General features: G+C 60.9%; 12 protein-coding genes. 7 read left to right on the forward strand and 5 right to left on the reverse strand.

Annotated elements, in window-relative coordinates:
* Nucleotides 1-57: 57 nt before the first annotated feature.
* Nucleotides 58-351: a hypothetical protein gene (locus CX511_RS23185; RefSeq protein WP_045182322.1), complete on the forward strand. Its 294-nt coding sequence runs from the start codon at nucleotides 58-60 to the stop codon at nucleotides 349-351.
* Nucleotides 352-480: 129 nt separating this feature from the next.
* Here the strand turns inward: CX511_RS23185 and CX511_RS23190 are convergent, their stop codons facing one another.
* Complete coding sequence (locus CX511_RS23190; RefSeq protein ID WP_101292318.1) at nucleotides 481-5,403, reverse strand: alpha-2-macroglobulin family protein; 4,923 nt, start codon at nucleotides 5,401-5,403, stop codon at nucleotides 481-483.
* Between the two features lie 145 nt (nucleotides 5,404-5,548).
* Between CX511_RS23190 and CX511_RS23195 the strand changes: the two genes are divergently transcribed.
* Nucleotides 5,549-6,889 (forward strand): MATE family efflux transporter, encoded by a 1,341-nt coding sequence (locus tag CX511_RS23195; protein ID WP_045182319.1) that lies wholly within the window; start codon nucleotides 5,549-5,551, stop codon nucleotides 6,887-6,889.
* Between the two features lie 99 nt (nucleotides 6,890-6,988).
* On the opposite strand, the gene speA is transcribed toward CX511_RS23195, so the two are convergent.
* From speA to CX511_RS23215, 4 genes are all read right to left on the reverse strand, one after another.
* Entirely contained in the window at nucleotides 6,989-8,902 is a 1,914-nt protein-coding gene (speA, locus tag CX511_RS23200) for an arginine decarboxylase (RefSeq protein ID WP_045182317.1), read from the reverse strand.
* A 153-nt stretch (nucleotides 8,903-9,055) separates the two neighbouring features.
* Complete coding sequence (locus CX511_RS23205) at nucleotides 9,056-9,427, reverse strand: translation initiation factor Sui1 (RefSeq protein WP_010221702.1); 372 nt, start codon at nucleotides 9,425-9,427, stop codon at nucleotides 9,056-9,058.
* 196 nt (nucleotides 9,428-9,623) lie between these two features.
* On the reverse strand, nucleotides 9,624-10,160 hold the full coding sequence (locus CX511_RS23210) for an NUDIX hydrolase (RefSeq protein ID WP_045182315.1): 537 nt from the start codon (nucleotides 10,158-10,160) through the stop codon (nucleotides 9,624-9,626).
* A gap of 3 nt (nucleotides 10,161-10,163) precedes the next feature.
* Complete coding sequence (locus tag CX511_RS23215; RefSeq protein ID WP_045182313.1) at nucleotides 10,164-11,237, reverse strand: DUF2333 family protein; 1,074 nt, start codon at nucleotides 11,235-11,237, stop codon at nucleotides 10,164-10,166.
* Between the two features lie 279 nt (nucleotides 11,238-11,516).
* Here CX511_RS23215 and CX511_RS23220 point away from each other — a divergent pair, with 279 nt between their 5' ends.
* From CX511_RS23220 to accB, 5 genes are all read left to right on the forward strand, one after another.
* Nucleotides 11,517-13,130, forward strand: a complete 1,614-nt coding sequence (locus CX511_RS23220) for a response regulator (protein ID WP_045182311.1) — start codon at nucleotides 11,517-11,519, stop codon at nucleotides 13,128-13,130.
* 1,293 nt (nucleotides 13,131-14,423) lie between these two features.
* Complete coding sequence (locus CX511_RS25740; protein ID WP_409077869.1) at nucleotides 14,424-15,203, forward strand: methyl-accepting chemotaxis protein; 780 nt, start codon at nucleotides 14,424-14,426, stop codon at nucleotides 15,201-15,203.
* A 155-nt stretch (nucleotides 15,204-15,358) separates the two neighbouring features.
* A complete protein-coding gene (locus tag CX511_RS23230) occupies nucleotides 15,359-17,149 on the forward strand; it encodes a protein-disulfide reductase DsbD (protein WP_101292348.1) in 1,791 nt (596 codons plus the stop codon).
* 171 nt (nucleotides 17,150-17,320) lie between these two features.
* Nucleotides 17,321-17,773, forward strand: a complete 453-nt coding sequence (aroQ, locus tag CX511_RS23235; protein WP_045182308.1) for a type II 3-dehydroquinate dehydratase — start codon at nucleotides 17,321-17,323, stop codon at nucleotides 17,771-17,773.
* Between the two features lie 98 nt (nucleotides 17,774-17,871).
* Entirely contained in the window at nucleotides 17,872-18,330 is a 459-nt protein-coding gene (gene accB, locus CX511_RS23240) for an acetyl-CoA carboxylase biotin carboxyl carrier protein (protein ID WP_045182306.1), read from the forward strand.
* Nucleotides 18,331-18,339: the final 9 nt, after the last annotated feature.

Consider the following 18,339-nt stretch of genomic DNA (forward strand, 5'->3'; position numbering starts at 1 on the left):
GCATGGCCAAAGGTTTGGCAACGGCCAATGAGCCGATACGATCATCAGGAAGCAACTATGCATGTAGAAGGTTTTTTCGAGTGGCTCGGCCAGGCACTGGGCGCGCTGATCCGCTTTATCGTTGATGCCCTGAGCGGGTTGTTCAACCTGCTGACCAACGCCGGAGGCAACTTTATCGATGGCTTGGCACGTACGCTGGGCATGGACACCTCGTTGGTCAGCATCATCGCCCTGATCATCGGTTTGATGCTGCTGTACTCGGCAATCCGCGCCTTTATGCGTGCGTCCATTGTGCTTGGCATTATCTGGCTGGTGTTGGGGCTGTGGGTACTGAGCTGGATCATTCACTGACGATACTGCAGCCTTAAAAACCTGAAGGAGCCGGCCTTGCCGGCGATGCAGGCGACTCGGTGCAGTTGATACCGAGTTGATGTCATCGCCGGCAAGGCCGGCTCCCACAATGAAGCTGCACCCCGCCTGTTAGCGCCCCCTCACTACCATCTCGCCGGCTGACTCACCCACCGACTGCATGTTCGGTCGGTACATCGACTCCACCTGGGGTGGCGGCACTCGGTAGGTACCAGGTGTCACCGCTCGCGCCAGGTACAGCAAGTGAGTGGTGCCATAGCTGTTCACAGGCAACGCCGCGACATAGCGATCATCGCGAAACTCCTGATGCACCAGGTTGGCGTTCTGCATCGACTCGCGCCACTGCTTCACTGCACTGCTGGCGTTCTCCAGGCTGGCCGCGCTTTGCGCCAGGTTCTGGTTTTCCAACTCAAGACCAGCAGGCAGCAGGTCGACTACCAGTGCATCCGGTACCCGTGTCGTGGCGGTCAGCGCCAAGTGCACCAGCACCAGGTCGCCACTCTTGAGTGCACGAATGTCCAAAGGCTGGCCGTTCATGCCAAGGTACTCACGACGAATGCTCATGCCGACGTTGTTCGCCGCAGGCGCCTGACGCGGATAACCGGACAGGGTCAATTGCTGGTACAGGGTGTCGCTGCTCTGGTTCTGCACCGTCAGCGGCGAGGCCAGCAACGGCCCTTCAAGCTTCAACCCCGATTGCGCATTGTCCAGGTCACGCAGCTCACCGGCGCTGTCCAGACGCGCCGACCACTTGCCTTCTGGCCTGCTGAGCAGACCACGACCGGCGAGGAACAAGGCGTTACGCTCCTGGGTCGACAACCATTGATTGGCCGCGACCTGATCAGACAGTTCGAACAAGCGTTGATCCAGGGTATTGCTGGCCAGGTTATTTTCTTCGAGCAAGGCCAGAATCAATGCCTGGTCACGCACCGGACTGCCGTAGTCACCGAGCCAGCCTTTAGCATCACGAGCGACTGCCAGACCCGCCTGCAAGGCTTGTTGGGCACGTGGCTTGTCGCCCATTTTTTCCAGAGCAATGGCCAACTGCACCAACGGCAAGCCGGAGCGCGCATCGCTGCGCCGCTCGAACAGGCTGCGCAGTGCGCCCAACGGCGCCTGCTGGGTTCGAGCCAGAACCAGTGCGGCATAGGCCTGCACGGCAAAGCGGCTGTGCTCGGCGTTGTCGCTGTAGTTAACCTCGATCAGGTTGCGTTCCTGCAAGTAACGCAGCAGTCGCTCGCTGGCCTTCTTCAAGGCATCGGCAGGTACGGCATAGCCCTGCTCGCGCGCCCGCAGGAGGAAGTCGGTGACATAAGCGGTCAACCAATACTCTTCCTCGCTATCAGAGCTCCACAGACCGAAACTGCCGTTGTAGCGCTGCATACCCAACAAGTGCTCGATGCCCATCTCGATCTTGCGCTTGCGCACATCGGCCGGTTCGCCGGTAATGCCAAGACGTTTGAGCGTCGCAGCATCGGCATACAGCGATGGGTAAAGACCACTGGTGGTCTGCTCCAGGCAACCATAGGGGTAGGCTTCCAGCGCGCGGATCTGCTCGGCGAGGTTCAGCGGCGGACGGCTGGACAACGCCAGCATGGCCTCCAGACCTTGTGGTTCGAATGCAGCCAGATCCGCATCCGGCAGGCTCCACGGCTGATCCGTGAGCGCCACGCGGTAGTGCTTGAGCATGGCCGGGTACGCCGGGCGGATGCCCAGGGTCCACTCGCGGCTGAACGCCGTGGCCTTCTCGCCTGGCAGTTGCAGCCCCAGCACTTGCACTTTGACCTTGCCTTGACCCAATCCGCCTATGGCCTGCACCGGCAGTTGCAGAGTGACCCGCTTGCCCTGCGTCAAGTTGAGGGTTTGTTCGCCAGCGCGCATCAAGTTCAACTGGCCTTCAGTGCTCAACTGCACCGTCAGTTTTTGCGCCTGCCCCGACAGGTTCGACACATCCAGCGCCAGGGTAGTGGTGTCGCCTCCAGCAAGGAAGCGCGGGGCCGACAACTCGGCAATCAGCGGCGCGGCGACCACGGTCTTGGCTTCAGCCATACCGTAGCGCTCGTCGGTCCAGGCTTGCGCCATTAACCGCAGCTCACCGTTGAAGTCGGGGATATCGACACTGACCTCACCTTCACCGTTCTCGTTCAGCGTCACCGGCGCACTCTGCTGGGCGACGATGGTGACACTGGTATTGGGTCGCTTACCACCCTTGGCCATCGCGGCGTCACCACCGAAGGCCAGGCTGGCCAGACGGCCCTGGCCGGCTTCGATCAGTTGGCCATAGATGTCCAATTGGTCGGCGCCGTAGGCTTTACGCCCGAACAGGCCAGTGAACGGGTCTGGGGTCGGGTAATCAGTGATATTGAGGATGCCTACGTCCACCGCCGCCAGCAGCACATGCACCTGCTTGGGCACACTGCCGTCAGCGTTGCGCGCCTGGACCTTAACCTTCAATGGCTGCTTGGGACGCATCTTTTCCGGCGCATTGAGCGTCACCGCCAGCTTGCGCTCGGCGCGGTCCAGCGGCAGGTGCAGGATGCCAACTGCACGCTTGGGCGTGGCGTTGACCTTGCGCTCGCCCGGACGAATCACCAGGGCGCTGACATACAGATCATGGCGGGCCCATTTGCGGTCGAGCTTGACCTCGAAGGTTTTGCCTTCGGCTGGCACGTCGATTTCTTGCCACCACAGCGGTCCATCACTGGACTCAACCATCAGGTAGCCGGTACCGGCTGCAGGTGGCGTGACGGTAATGTTGGCCGTGGCACCATCGGCGTAGGACGGTTTGTCCAGGGCGAGCTTGACCTGATCCGGGCGCACCGCACCGCCGTCGGCGTTGTCCTGGGCACGGTAGCCCGCCCAGAAGCGCTCGCTGGAAACCAGGCCAGTGGCCGGGTCTTCAACCTCGACGCGGTACGGGCCCCATTCAACCTGGAAGTTCAGGCGCGCGGTGGCGCCTGCTTTGATGTTGACCGTTTCTTCACTCTGGGTCAGGAATTTCTCGTTGAAGTTGTAGCTCCAGCCGTCACTCTGCGAGTAGTTCCAGTAGTAGTCACGGCGCTCGCGAATCAGGCGCACCTTGAGGTTGTTGACCCCCAGTTTGTTGCCCTCGCGGTCGGCGACCAGCACCTCAAACTCCACCGGACCATCACTGTCAGTTTCTTCACCGTCGAACAAGCCACGCAGCCCCGGCAGGCGTTCGGCGGGCCAGATCGGCTGTTCCAGACGCCGGGTAATCGGCCGGCCACCGGACTCCTGCAAGCTAGCCTGCACCGTCAGTTGCAGCGGCGAACGGGCTTCAGACCATTTGCTTTCAATGCCAAGAACGGCGTTGCCGTTGACGTCCAGATTGACTTCATCGAGCTCCAGGTCCTGACTCAGCTCCTGTTCAGTGATCGAACCGAACTGATAACCCGGCAATGCCGGTACCGCTTCGCGCAGTGGACGCACATAGGCCTGACCGCTCAGACGATTGCCCGACGCCGGAGCGCCATACAGATAGCGGCCATTGACGTCGATTTCGGCATTTTGTTCAGGACGGAGCGGTACATCGCTGCCTTTGAGCTCCAGGGCCAGGCGCTCGGGCAGGAAATCTTCGACGAGAAATTCGTAGACCTGTTTCTTACCGCCACCCAGGTCGAACAGCAATTGCCAGCGACCGGTGGGTGCTTCGGTCGCCAGTTGCAGTTGATATTGGTACAGACCATTGCTGCCTGGCTCCCAAACAAACTTGCGGCTGACCTGTTCATCGGGCCGACGCACTTCCACGGTCACTGGCTGGGGTTTGAGCGGGCGACCATCCTGATCACGCAGCAGGCCATTGAGCAGCACCGTTTCGCCGGGACGGTAGAGATCACGCGGGCCAAACACAAAAAACTGCAGGGGGTTGGCCTGGGGTCCGGTGATATCGAACTCTGCCAGGTCCAGTGCCGCACTGTTCAGGCGCAGCATGGTGGTGTGCACACCCTGTTTGGCCAGCAGGGTCTCAGCCTTGGACGGCATTGGCAGCTGGGCATGACCATCGCTGTCGGTTTTGCCCTGCCCCAGCACACGACCTTCTGCGTCAAGCAGCTCAAGGTCGACGCCGCTCAGTGCCTTGCCACCTTCCAGCCCCTGGGTGAACACGTCGATACGGTTCTGGAAGCGGTGCGCCGACACGCCAATGTCGCTGAGGGTGAACAGGGTCGCAGGTTGCGAGTAGTCGTAGGTGCCCGAGGCGCGCATGACCGCCAGGTACACACCAGGCTCCTGCAGCTGTTTGATCCCGGCAATGGGCAACAACACAGTTTCGCGGGTGTTGCGCGCCGGGTTGAGGTCGAAACGGCCGCTGTAGACCAGCTCGGCCATGTCCAGGGTTTCTTTGGACTGGTAGTAGTAGAGACTGCTGTTACGGCCCCAGGCACTGAGGAACGGCGAGAGCGATTCCGGCTTGATGCGGAAGAACTCAACATCGACCTTATTGACGTTCAGGGCGATCACCGGCAAGCCTTCGGCCAAACGCGTCGGCAGCAGCGAACCCCGGCTTGCAAAGCCGATGGTCGCCTGCATGTCGCGGGTTTCCAGGCGGCTGACCGACTCAGCGGCCAGGCGTTTGCCGTTAACCGCCTGCAAACCTGCATCAATGGTCAGCACCAACTTGCGTTGCGGCTCCAGGTGACGCAGGCGCAACTCCATACCGTTGTCAGAAAGCTCCCAGGCACCATCGACCTTGCCTTTGACGGTATCGACCAGGTGTACTCGATCGGCAAAGTTCTGCTGCGCATCCAGCGGCACCGAAAAGCTCAGGGACAAGGCACTGGCCCCATCGACCTGAACTTCGGAGACATCCACCACACTCAACTCACGGCCAGCGTAGCGCTTGGCCAGGGTCGCGGCATCCTCGACTGGTTTTGCCGCGGTGGCGGTCTCTTGTACCTGGGGTTGACTCTGGGCGGGTGCCTGGGCCGGCGGCGTGGCAGGCTTATCCGGGGCAGACGAGTCGCAAGCACTGAGCAAGGCCAGCGCGCAGGCCAGCAACAATCCTTTGTTGAGCATGAAAGTAACTCTTTGGCAGCAGGTTCTGAAGGGTGAACTATATATCAACAGCGCGACGATCGGGCTGCGGCATCTGCGCCTCCCTCCACAGTTACAGGATTTGTTGCCTGTAGCGGCTACAATGTTCGGCTTGCCTGGAGCCGACATGTCCCGATTGCTCACTGACTGGCGCGACCGCCCGACCCACCGTAAGGTCTGGGCATTGGCTGCGCCGATGATCCTCTCGAATATTTCCGTGCCGCTGGTGGCGCTGGTCGATAGCGCCGTGATCGGCCATCTGCCCCATGCTCACCAACTTGGCGCAGTCGCCGTCGGTGCCAGCCTGTACACCTTTCTGGCCTGGGTAATGGGCTTTTTGCGCATGGGCTCCACCGGCTTTGCCGCCCAGGCTGCTGGGCGTGCCGACGGCGCGGCGTTGCGTCAGGTGCTGGTACAAGGCTTGTTGCTGGCGGTGCTATTTGCACTGTTACTGGGTTTGCTAGCCCTGCCCTTCAGTCACCTGGCCTTGCAATGGATGCAGCCATCGGCGGCGCTGGAGCAATCGACCCACGACTTTTTCCAGACCCGGTTGTTCGGTCTCCCGGCAGCGCTCGCCAGTTTCGCCCTGGTCGGCTGGTTCCTCGGCACCCAGAACGCCAAGGCGCCGTTGGCGATTCTGTTGACCACCAACCTGCTCAACATCGCCTTGAACCTGTGGTTCGTGCTGGGCCTGGATTGGGGCGTAATCGGTTCGGCACGTGCATCGGTCATTGCCGAATGGAGCGCCGCCTTGCTCGGCCTGGCCCTCACCCGCCCGGCGCTACGTGCCTACCCGGGTAAGATCGCCTGGGCGCTGCTGGCCCGCTGGCACAGCTGGCGGCCACTGCTGGCGGTCAACCGCGACATCTTTATTCGTAGCCTAGCCTTGCAAGCGGTGTTCTTCCTGATCACGGTACAGGGAGCGCGCTTGGGCGAGGCCACGGTGGCTGCCAATGCCCTACTGCTCAATGGCCTGCTGCTGACGGCCTACGCCCTCGATGGTCTCGCCCATGCGGTCGAGGCCTTGTGCGGCCACGCCATTGGCGCCAGTGATCGCCAGGCTCTGCGCCGCTCGTTGACGGTAGCCTGTGGTTGGTCACTGCTGGCCAGCATCGGCTTTGCCGTATTGTTTCTGTTCGGCGGGCACTTGTTCATCAATATGCAGACCGACATCAGCAGTGTGCGAGACACCGCCTACCAGTACCTGCCGTACTTGGCTCTGCTGCCACTAATCGCGGTGTGGAGTTACTTGCTGGATGGACTGTTCATCGGCGCCACGCGGGCACGAGAGATGCGCAACGGCATGCTGCTCAGCGTCGTTATTGCTCTGCCGGTCGCTTATGTTGCCAGGGACCTGGGCAACCACGGTTTGTGGCTGGGCTTTTTGCTGTTCATGGCCTTGCGTGGGGTGACGCTGGGGGTGATGGGCTGGCGATTGCAGCGTCGGGATGGGTGGTTTACCCGGTAGAATGCCGGGGATGCTGTGCAGCCCATCGCTGGCAAAGCCAGCTCCCACAGGTTCTGTGTTCACAGTCCATTGTGGGAGCCGGCCTTGCCAGGGCCCTGATCAGCTCGACAGGTACGAAGAGCGGGTCAGGCCCAGACGCAAGGCATCGAGGAACTGGGTCTTCTCACGGGCCGTGATCTTGGCGCTGGCGCACTTGTCGCGGTAGTGCGTCATCAACTCCTCCGGCGACAGGTGCACATAGCGCAGCATGTCTTCGATGGTGTCGTGGGTCTCGATACCGGCGTGGTAAACACTGCCGTTCGGATTCTGGTAGATGTTCACCGAGTCGGTGTCACCGAACAGGTTGTGCATGTCGCCGAGAATCTCCTGGTAGGCACCAACCAGGAAAATTCCCAGCAGGTAGTCCTCACCCTCATTGATCCCGTGCACCGGCAAGCTGGTTTCGATGCTCTGCTCGTCGACGTACTGATTGATCTTGCCGTCAGAGTCGCAGGTCAGGTCCTGCAATACCGCACGACGCATCGGCTCTTCGTCCAGACGGTGCAACGGCAGGATCGGCAGGACCTGGCCGATGGCCCAGGTGTCCGGCAGACTCTGGAACACCGAGAAGTTGCAGATGTACTTGTCGGCAAGCTTGTCGTTGAGCTCATCGAGCACTTGGCGATGCGAGCGCTGGCGGGCCTTGAGCGAGTTATGCAGGCGTCGGCAGACGGCGAAGTAGCACTGCTCGGCCAGGGCTTTCTCAGCCAGGGTGATCTTGCCATCCGCGTACTGAGCCGCCACGTCACTCATGTAGTGGGTCGCACGCCAGTAGGTCTCGGTGACCATCTCGATATCAGTCGGGCCGAGCAGGTCAGCCAGCCATTGCACCGTCTCAGGCAGGCTTTCCTTGTTCTCGATTACCGGCACTTCGTCGTTGTGCTTCTCGACGTCGGTAACCTGCACCACCAGCATGGCGTGGTGGGCGGTCAGCGAGCGGCCACTCTCGGAGAAGATGTGCGGATGCGGCAGGCCCTGAGCATCGCAGAACTCTTTCAGCATACCGACCACGACACCGGCGTAGTCGTCCATGTCGTAGTTGATCGAGCTGGCGTTGCGCGAGTGGGTACCGTCGTAGTCAACACCCAGGCCACCACCGACGTCGATGTGATCGACTGGCAGGTTCAGGGCACGCAGTTCGCCGTAGTAGCGAATCGCTTCTTTGAAACCGTGCTGGTAGTCAGCCAGGTTGGCGATCTGCGACCCCATGTGGAAGTGCAGCAGGCGAATACCCTGGTCCAGACCGGCATCACGGAAGCGTTGAACCACCGAGATCAACTGGGCTGCCGACAAGCCAAACTTGGACTTCTCGCCACCGGTATCAGCCCACTTGCTCGATGCCAGCGACGACAGGCGCACGCGCAGACCAACCTGCGGCTTGACCTTGAGCTCAGCCGCTTCCTCGATCACCAAGGCCACTTCCGACTCTTTCTCGATGACGATGAACACGTTATGACCCAGCTTCTGGCCCATCAGCGCGAGGCGAATGAACTCACGGTCCTTGTAGCCGTTGCAGACGATCGTGCCGCCTTTTGGTGCCAGGGCCAAAACAGCCAGCAGCTCCGGCTTGGAACCGGCCTCCAGGCCAATAGAGACGTTCTGGGTGGCGATGATGTTCTCCACCACCGCTTCTTGCTGGTTAACCTTGATCGGATACAGCGCGGTGTACTGGCTCTGATACTCCAGGCGCGCGATGTTGGCATCAAAGGCACCGGTCAGCTGGCGCACGCGGTCTTGCAGGATGTCGGGGAAACGCACCAGCAACGGCAGCGACAGGCCGCTCTTGCGCAGCTCGTCGACCTGTTCGTACAGATCAATCGGCGCGCTGCCAGGCCCATTAGGGCGAACTTCGACGCGGCCGGCCTCGTTGATTGCGAAGTAACCGGCCCCCCAATGGCGAATTCCGTAAACACTGCGGCTGTCCGCAACTGTCCATTGGCTGCCATCGTCTTTGCGTGTGCGTCGTACGGACATTGAAGTCCCCTATATAAAAAGTCGAATAACACCGGCCAGCAGGTGGCGGGCGCAGTGTAAAACCTGGAAATGACGATTTTCCGTGTTCAGGGATAGACCCTTCCTACGGGAACGAGTTTAGAAAGCGAACTGCAAAAAATCGCGATGCGGTCTTCAGCCGCCGGACTTTTTCGCTTTGAAGCCTTGTTTGATCAGCTCTGCCAACAACAGCTCGACGTGATCGCCCTGAATTTCGATGACCCCGTCTTTCAACGCGCCGCCGGTGCCGCAGCGACGCTTGAGCGTGCTGGCGAGGTCCTTGAGCTGTTCCAGGGGCAGCGGTACACCGCTGATGGTCGTCACCGTCTTGCCGCCACGGCCTTTGCTTTCGCGGCGCACGCGAGCAATGCCATCGCCTTCGGGGATGAGCGTCTGTTTGCAGATGCAGGCATCTATGGGTTTGCTGCAGTCCGGACAATGCCGACCTGCATCAGTGGAGAACACCAGGCCACCCAGGGCGGCGAATGATGCGGCTTTTTTGGCCACTTTTGATCCTCGAACGGTGAGGACAAAAACTGGTCGACGCCCCGGGCAGGGTACCGACCGCGAAGCCCCACTCTGGCAGGGGCAGCGCAACTGTCGTACCCAGGGTACGACAGCCTTAAAAAGGCCGCGCAGTGTAACGATAAATTCCGCCGATGCTAAGTACAAAACTGCGCCATTTATCACACGATTCGCGACGTCAGGTCCGACGGTCGATGTAGCGCTGCAAAGCAGCCAGCGAATCGGGGCAGTATGGCTGTTGCCGGCTGTCGGCCAAGGCCTGTTCGAGCGGCAAAAATCGCGCTTCGCTGACCTCCTCTGGCTGCAGGCATAACGGCCCGTCCCAGACGGCTGAAAACACCGCGCACCAGAGCCGGTTACCGGGCTGATCGAAGAAAAACCGTTCGTGGGCCGTCAGCTCGACACCGGATACACCAAGCTCTTCCTCCAGCTCACGGGCGGCTGACTCGGCAAAGCTTTCGTCAGCCTGGACCATGCCACCAGCAGCGACATCCCAGTAGCCCGGATAAATCGCCTTGCTCTCGGTGCGTCGGTGCACGCACAGCTCACCGGCGGAGTTGAACAACAGAATATAGGTGCCGCGCCCGATCAGGCCTTTGTCACGCAGTTCGGCGCGAGGCAAGGCACCTAACAACACGTCGTTGTCGTCCACCCAGGCGATCAGTTCGGCGTCGGAGGCAGCGCGGTGCGCCGCCTCTTGCTTGGAGATGGCCATCGATCAGCCTTGCGACAGCAACTGGCGCAGGTCGATCACTGCCGCGTTGGCACGGGAGATGTAGTTGGCCATCACCAGCGAGTGGTTGGCCCACATGCCAAAACCACTGCCATTGAGCACCATTGGGCTCCACAGTGGCTCCTGCGAAGCCTCCAGTTCACGAATGATCTGACGCACGCTGACCGTGGCGTTCTTCTTCGCCAGGACGTCAGCGAAGTCCACTTCGATGGCGCGCAACAGGTGCGACAGCGCCCAGGCCTGGCCACGGGCTTCATAGAAGACGTTGTCGATCTGCAGCCATGGCGTCTCGACCACCTCCTCATCCAACTGTGGCGCTTGCCCGGCGACCACGGTCTCGGTCTTCAGGCTGCTGTTGAGCTTGACCCGACCGACGCTGGCCGACAGGCGCTGCGACAGCGAGCCCAGACGGGTGGCTACGTCGCCCAACCAGTTGTTGAGGTTGTCGGCACGGGTATAGAACAGTGCACCTTGCTGATCCGGCGAGGCCAGACGCTTCTGGTAGCGGCTCAGAGAGTTCATGCCTTCCTGGAACTCCGACTCGCTCGACGGCAGGATCCAGCTCTTATTGTCGAAGTTAAAGCGCGGCTCGGCCTTGGCCAGGTCAGCGTCTTCAGCGGACTGCGACTGCGAACGGGCGAAGTCTTTACGCAGTGCCCGGCTCAGGTCACGGACCTGCACCAGCACGCCATATTCCCAGCTGGGCATGTTGTCCATCCACAGGCCTGGCGGGAAGCGGTCGTTGGAAATGTAGCCGCCCGGCTTATGCAGCAAGGTACCCGCAACGGTCTTGAGGGTCTCTACCGTGGTGTAGCCAACGACCATCTGCTGACCAGTCTTTTCGGCGGCTGCCTGGGCATTTTGCTGGACCGGAAACAGATCCGGCTCCGCGCTCCAGTACCAGCCCAGGCCGATGCACACCAACAAGTACAAGCCAATCAGCGTGCCCAGCGCTCGGCTGAAAAACAATCCGCCAAAGTAACTGCGGGTGGCGGCACTGCGGGGCTCGACACGCTCGCGCGCCTCGGCTTTGCCTGTACGGTTTTTCCAATCCAGCATGGCGTTGTCCTTTCTGTCACGTCGGTTCAAGGGGTTCGACCGCAACCCCCGGGCTTCGTGCCAGCGCTGTGCGGTTTCCACGGTGCGCCGCCTGCCGGGGTGGGCAAGTATCCCAGCACTATAAATCAAGCGCGCCGGTTCGCATAAGCGACTATCGGGTCGGCAACTGAATAAACAGACTTGTACAGTAAATTGATACAAGACACTCGATTGTCGGAAAAGAGGTGCTAGCATAGAGCCATCACTCGAACTGCCTCACCCCATATAAGTAGTCAGGACATGACCGAGCCAGAAGACCCCAACCGTGAGCGCCTCAAGCAACACTTTGCCCAGCGGGTTATCCACCAGGCTCGGCAGATTCTCGAGATCTGGCAGCGCCTGCAGCGCAGCGAGTGGTCGACTGGCGACCTGGGTGAACTGTGCGAGGCCAACCTGCGCCTACAGCGCTACGCTGAGCGCTTCGAACAACCGGAACACAGTGAGTTGGCCGAGGCCATCGGCCAGACCCTGACGGCCGTCGAGGCTAATAGTGCACGCCTGAGCAGCCATCTGATCAGCGAGCTCAACCGGCTGATGCAGCGTCTGTCGCGCACCGGCCTGCGCCAGGGCGACCAACTCGACCACGTGCCGTTGCCCCCCTTGCGCAAACCGGTCTACATCATGCTTCAGGACCACGACCGGGCCGAGCGCCTGGCCCAGCAACTGGAGTTCTTCGGCCTTGGTGTACAAGCCTTGTACAGCGCTGATGCATTTCGCGCCTCCATGAGTGAGCGTTTGCCATCGGCAATCGTCATGGACGTCGACTTCAGCGGCTCTGGTAACGGCCTGCAACTGGCGGCCCAAGCCCAGCACGGCCTGGAGCAGCGGGTACCGCTGTTGTTCTTCAGCCTGCATGAGACCGACACGCCAACTCGCCTGGCCGCAGTGCGCGCTGGTGGCCAGGAGTTTCTCACCGGCACCCTGGAAGCCTCCAGCCTGCTGGAAAAAGTCGAACTGCTGACCAGCGTCACTCAGTACGAACCCTTCAAGGTACTGATCATCGACGATTCCCGCGCTCAGGCCATGCACACCGAACGCTTGCTCAACAGTGCCGGCATTGTCACCCGCACCCTGACCGACCCGATCCGCACCATGGCCGAGCTTGCCGACTTCCAGCCGGACCTGATCATCCTCGACATGTACATGCCCGAGTGCACCGGTACCGAGCTAGCCAAGGTGATTCGTCACAATGACCGTTATGTCAGCGTGCCGATCATTTATCTGTCAGCCGAAGACGACCTGGACAAACAACTCGACGCCATGAGCGAAGGTGGCGATGACTTCCTGACCAAACCGATCCGCTCACGCCACCTGATCACTACCGTACGCAACCGAGCCGCGCGTGCGCGCAACCTCAAGGCGCGGATGGTTCGCGACAGCCTGACCGGCCTGTATAACCACACACATATCCTGCAATTGCTCGAAGACTGCAGCTTCCGTGCCCGCCGCGAAGAACAGCCACTGAGCTTTGCCATGCTCGACATCGATCACTTCAAGAAGGTCAATGACAGCCATGGCCACCCCATGGGCGACCGGGTGATCAAGAGCCTGGCTCTGTTTCTCAAGCAGCGCCTGCGCAAGTCCGACTTCATTGGACGCTACGGTGGTGAAGAATTCGCCATCGTCATGCCCAACACCGATTTGTCAGCAGCGCATAAAGTGCTGGACGAAATTAGACGACGCTTTGCCGAAATCCATTACCCTGCGCAACCGCGTGACCTGTCCTGCACCTTCAGCGCCGGAGTGGTTCAACTCAGTGATGAGTTCGATGCACTGAGCATGGCGACCGCGGCCGACGAAGCGCTGTATCAGGCCAAGGGCGCAGGGCGGAACCGCGTACAGCGGGTCGGCTAGATAAAGGCAAAGTGCCACTTTTTTAGCGCGCAGCCCAACTTCGTCATCACCCGGTCACAAAAACGCAATAACTTCAGGGGCTTACCATTCGGCCGTTGGTAGACCCTGCACATGCGCCTGAAACTGCTAACCAATTTCAACACCCTGTTGCTGGTAACTGTCTGTATCGCCCTGGGTGCCACCCTGTGGTGGTCGCAGCGGGCGCTGGAGCGCCCTTATCAAATCATGGAGTGGTACCTGTCGCTGTCGCAGCAGTTCCAGAATCAGGCAGCACGCAACATCGAGGATTACCTGAGCAGCGGCGATGCGTTGCGCCATGCTACGGCGGTGCAAACGACGGCAGCCCTCCAGGAGGAGCTCAAGCAACTGCCCGAGCGCTTGTCTGCCACGGTACGTCCGAGCCTGGACAACCTGCAGCGCTTTACTGGCAATGAGTTGCTGGCAGCTGGCAAGCTGGCCGGCGACCCACAGGCCTTGCTGCTGCAGGCTGAGCGCGAGCTGGGGGCGAGCCTTGATCAACTGGCCAGCTACGCCAACAGCAGTACCAGCAGCGATGCCGGAGGTTATGCGCCAGTGTTGTTTCAGGCTTCACTGCACCTCTCGCGGCTGTCGCTGACACGCGACAAGTTGGTCAGCAGCGGTCGCAGCGAGCTAGCCGATGAAGTGGAGCGCGAGTTGCAACACATCATCACCCAAGCCCACCAGCTTGATCAGTTGCCGCTGCTTGGGGTCGCCGCTGCCCGCGAATCGAATACCGATGACTTCGCTGCCCTAATGGGCCTGGAGACGCAAAGCAGCCGCGAAACCGAAGACGCCGGAGTCGCCCTCAAACGTGAACTGAACAGCTTGCTCAAACGCTATCCGGGAGAACTGCAACGCACCCGTGAGCAAATCCAGCGTCGTAGCGAGCTGGCCACTAGCACCCATCAGCAGATCGCCGCCGTGCAACAGGCGATTGCCGCCCTTGAACCGATGGTGCGCAGCCAGCACGCCTCGATCCAGGGTGAAGTGCGCCTGATCCAGGGCCTGATGATTGGCCTGATACTGCTGATCGCCTTGCTCATCGATACGCTGCAACGGCGCTTGGCCAGGGTGCTGACCAACCTGGCGCCAGCCCTGTCACGCTGGGCCGAAGGTGACTTCGCGCACGCCATCGCCTTGGGCAAAAGCAACCGTGAAATGCACGACATTCAGGACTCCCTAAACCGCCTGCGCCTCTACCTGGTGGAACTGGTCGGGACCATCCGCAGCAATGCTGAACAGGTGGCTGGCAGCAGCCATGCCCTGGCCGGCATGAGCAGCGCCCTGCACCAGGGCGCCGAACGCCAGGCCGGCGACACGGCGCAAATCCGCGACGCCCTCGGCGAGCTGGAGGCGACCATCTTGCAAGTGGCTGGCGACGCCAGCCAAGCCGCCGACGCCAGCCGCGACGCCGGACGCGCAGTGGAGCAGGGCCAAGCCGTCATCGGCCAGAGCCTGACTGGACTGCGCACCTTGGTCGATGAAGTACAAGGCAATGCACAAATGATTGAGCAACTGGCTGAAGAGTCGGCGACCATCGGCGGTGTGCTAACGGTGATTCGCTCGATTGCCGAACAGACCAACCTGCTGGCCCTCAATGCGGCAATTGAAGCGGCGCGCGCCGGGGAAATGGGTCGCGGCTTTGCCGTCGTGGCCGAAGAAGTTCGCTCGCTGGCCCAGCGCACTACCGGCGCTACCGGCGAGATCCAAACCCTGATTGGCCGCCTGCAGCAAGCGGCCCGCGAATCCGTGGAGGGCATGCGCGCCCAGCTGGAGCATGCCCAAGCCACGGCCGACCAGGCTCAGGCGGCCGATGGCGCGCTGGATGAAATCGTCGCGTCAATCCAGACCATTTCGGCTACCGCGGTAAGAATTGCCGACGTCACGGCGCAGCAAAGCGGCGCCGTGAGCGAGATTCGTGACCACAGTGAGCGGATTCATGACTTGGGAGAAGACAACCTCCAACGTATTGGTGAAGGGCGTGAGCAGGGTGAGCAGTTGCTCAAGCTCGGCGGTGCGTTGAACACGGCTGTTCAGGCCTTCCGATTGTAATCTGCGTATTGTCGGCAAGGCCGCCTCCCCCATGAAAAACCAAACCTTGTGTGGGAGCCGGCCTACCCGGCGATACAAGCCCCCGCGTATTGCGCTGACTGCAGACATCGCCTTAGTCCGTTATCATGCAGGCACTTCTGTACTGCGAGACCGCCATGCGCCGCCTGCTTTGCCTACTGTTTCTGCTCCTGGCCTTGCCCGCCGTCGGCGCCGGCCTGCTCGACAACCGTCCCAGTGCCACCCTTGGCGCTGCCTCGCTGAACAACAGCAGCGACTTCTTGCCGGTGCACGAAGCCTTCAAGCTGAGCCTCATTCAAAGCGACGCACACACCCTCAAACTGCGCTTCGTCGCCACCGATGGCTATTACCTGTATCGCCATCGCTTCCAGTTTCGCACCGAACCCGCCGACATCGCGCTGGGTAAAGCACAGATCCCGCCCGGTGAAGCCAAGCACGACGAGTTCTTCGGCGACGTCGAGGTCTACCACGGCATTCTCGACATAGATATCCCCCGGCCCGCCAACGACTCGCGCGCCTTTACCCTACTGGTCGGCTACCAAGGCTGCGCCGACAAAGGCTTGTGCTACCCACCGGAAACCGCCCGCCTCAGTGTTGATGGTACGGGAGCCGTTTCAACCACCGATGTCGCGCAGACGGCGGTAAAAGTCTGGACCTGGAAAGAACTGCTGCTGTTCTTTCTCGCAGGTGTCGGCCTGACCTTCACCCCTTGCGTCTTGCCGATGCTGCCGATCCTCTCCGGCGTCGTTTTGCGTGGCCAGGTGGGCGGTCTGCGCGGTTTCAGCCTGTCGCTGGCCTACGTACTGCCGATGGCCGCTTGCTTCGCACTGCTTGGCGCACTGATGGGCCTGTTCGGCGCCGGTATGAACCTGCAGGCACGCTTGCAATCAGCCTGGGTGCTGGTGCCGTTCTCGCTGTTTTTCGTACTGTTCGCCCTAGCGATGTTCGGCCTGTTCGAGTTGAAACTGCCGCACGCCATCAGCCAACGCCTGGAACGCCTGGTAGGCCAGACCAAAGGCGGCTCGCTGCTCGGCGCGGCAATTCTCGGGGTGTTTTCCAGCCTGCTGGTATCGCCCTGTGTATCAGCGCCGCTAGCTGGGGCACTGCTGTATATCAGCGCCAGCGGTGATGCTGTCGGCGGCGCGCTGAAACTGTTCGCCCTGGGCCTGGGCATGGGCGCTCCACTACTGCTGGTGGCGACTGGCGGCGCGGCCTGGCTGCCGAAAAGCGGGCCGTGGCTGGTCACGGTGAAAAATGCCATCGGCGTACTGCTGTTGGGCCTGGCCATCGGCCTGCTTAGCCGGGTGCTACCGGGGCAGATCACCTTGCTCCTGGTCGGTGCGCTGGCCGCCGGGGTGGCCGTGTTCCTTGGTGCCCTGGAGTTCACGGTCAAAACCACTCGCCAGCGCCTGGCCCAGTTACTCGGTCTGGCCTTGCTGTTTTACGCCCTGACCTGCTGGTACGGCGCCCTCAGCGGGCAGACCGATCCACTGCGCCCGCTGCCCCAGGCCAACATCGCCAACAGTAGCCCAAGCAACCAGACCAGTAGTGTCAGTGCCTGGCAGACCGTCACCACCCCCGCCGCGCTGGACAGCGCCCTTGCTACTGCCAAGGCGGCCGGAAAGCCTGTGCTGCTGGACTGGTACGCCGACTGGTGCATCAGCTGCAAAGTGATTGAACATGAAGTGCTCAACGCCCCGGCGGTGCTGCCTCAGCTCAAGGACTACACGCTATTGCGTTTCGATATCACGGCCAGTACCGCCGAGCAACGCGCCCTGCTCGATCGCTATCAACTGTTCGGCCCACCGGCGCTGTTGTTCTTTGCCGCGAACGGCAGCGAAAAAACCAGCGTTCGGGTAGTAGGAGAGACAAACGCCGGCGAATTTGCCGAGCACCTGACGCGCATTCGCGCCGATCTGGGTCTATAACTTGATCTGGCTGCAGAAAAGCTTTTATCGATGACTGAAATTAATAAATTAGTCACATATTTAGCGTGAATATCGGTCATCGTGCTGGCTATTGCTGGTAACTGGACAGTGCCCGCCGGTTTACGGCATAGTCGCCGCGCAACGATTCCTAACGATAAAAAGGATTCACAGATGGCAACGCTACTGGTGCTGCACGGCCCCAACCTGAACCTGCTTGGCACCCGCGAACCGGGCGTCTATGGCGCCGTCACTCTGGCGCAGATCAACCAGGACCTGGAGCAGCGCGCCCGCGCCGCCGGCCATCACTTGCAGTACCTGCAAAGCAATGCCGAGTATGAATTGATCGACCGCATCCACGCCGCGCGCAGCGAAGGCGTCGACTTCATTCTGATCAATCCGGCGGCTTTCACACACACAAGCGTCGCATTACGTGACGCATTGCTGGCAGTGAGCATCCCATTCATCGAAGTGCATTTGTCCAACGTGCACAAACGCGAACCTTTTCGCCATCACTCCTACTTCTCTGATGTCGCAGTAGGGGTGATTTGCGGCCTGGGCGCCACTGGCTACCGCCTGGCCCTGGAGTCTGCCCTGGAACACCTGGCTGCTAACGCAAAGCCCTGATGACGAGAACCTGGCCTACGGGCCAGGGCTCACAAGAAACGTTTGCTAACACGTTTTTATATTTACGCCCCTGACCGAACCTTGGGAGTTGATGATTAATGGATATCCGTAAAGTCAAGAAACTGATCGAACTGCTGGAAGAGTCTGGCATCGACGAGCTGGAGATCAAGGAAGGCGAGGAATCCGTACGGATCAGCCGCCACAGCAAGACCCCAGCCCAGCAGTACTACGCTCCGGCTCCTGTCGCCGCTCCTGCTCCAGCCGCCGCGCCTGTCGCCGCTGCTCCAGCTGCCGACGCCGCTCCAGCCGCTGCCAAGCTGAACGGCACCGTTGCCCGTTCGCCAATGGTCGGTACTTTCTACCGCAAAGCCTCGCCTAGCTCGCCTGCCTTCGTTGAAGTTGGCCAGACCGTGAAGAAAGGCGACACGCTGTGCATCGTTGAAGCCATGAAGATGATGAACCACATCGAAGCTGAAACCAGCGGTGTGATCGAGTCCATTCTGGTAGAAGACGGTCAGCCGGTTGAGTTCGACCAGCCGCTGTTCACCATCGTTTGAACCGCGGAG

Origin of the sequence: Pseudomonas sp. S06B 330 (genome assembly GCF_002845275.2) — a bacterium.
In the GTDB taxonomy this organism is placed as follows: domain Bacteria; phylum Pseudomonadota; class Gammaproteobacteria; order Pseudomonadales; family Pseudomonadaceae; genus Aquipseudomonas.

Bases quoted from the DNA above. Each gene is read 5' to 3' on its own strand.
- CX511_RS23195 (WP_045182319.1), top strand. From the start codon at position 5,549: ATGTCCCGATTGCTCACTGACTGGCGCGACCGCCCGACCCACCGTAAG.
- CX511_RS23185 (WP_045182322.1), top strand. From the start codon at position 58: ATGCATGTAGAAGGTTTTTTCGAGTGGCTCGGCCAGGCACTGGGCGCG.
- CX511_RS23215 (WP_045182313.1), bottom strand. From the start codon at position 11,237: ATGCTGGATTGGAAAAACCGTACAGGCAAAGCCGAGGCGCGCGAGCGT.
- CX511_RS23190 (WP_101292318.1), bottom strand. From the start codon at position 5,403: ATGCTCAACAAAGGATTGTTGCTGGCCTGCGCGCTGGCCTTGCTCAGT.
- accB (WP_045182306.1), top strand. From the start codon at position 17,872: ATGGATATCCGTAAAGTCAAGAAACTGATCGAACTGCTGGAAGAGTCT.
- aroQ (WP_045182308.1), top strand. From the start codon at position 17,321: ATGGCAACGCTACTGGTGCTGCACGGCCCCAACCTGAACCTGCTTGGC.
- CX511_RS23230 (WP_101292348.1), top strand. From the start codon at position 15,359: ATGCGCCGCCTGCTTTGCCTACTGTTTCTGCTCCTGGCCTTGCCCGCC.
- speA (WP_045182317.1), bottom strand. From the start codon at position 8,902: ATGTCCGTACGACGCACACGCAAAGACGATGGCAGCCAATGGACAGTT.
- CX511_RS23210 (WP_045182315.1), bottom strand. From the start codon at position 10,160: ATGGCCATCTCCAAGCAAGAGGCGGCGCACCGCGCTGCCTCCGACGCC.
- CX511_RS23220 (WP_045182311.1), top strand. From the start codon at position 11,517: ATGACCGAGCCAGAAGACCCCAACCGTGAGCGCCTCAAGCAACACTTT.
- CX511_RS25740 (WP_409077869.1), top strand. From the start codon at position 14,424: ATGAGCAGCGCCCTGCACCAGGGCGCCGAACGCCAGGCCGGCGACACG.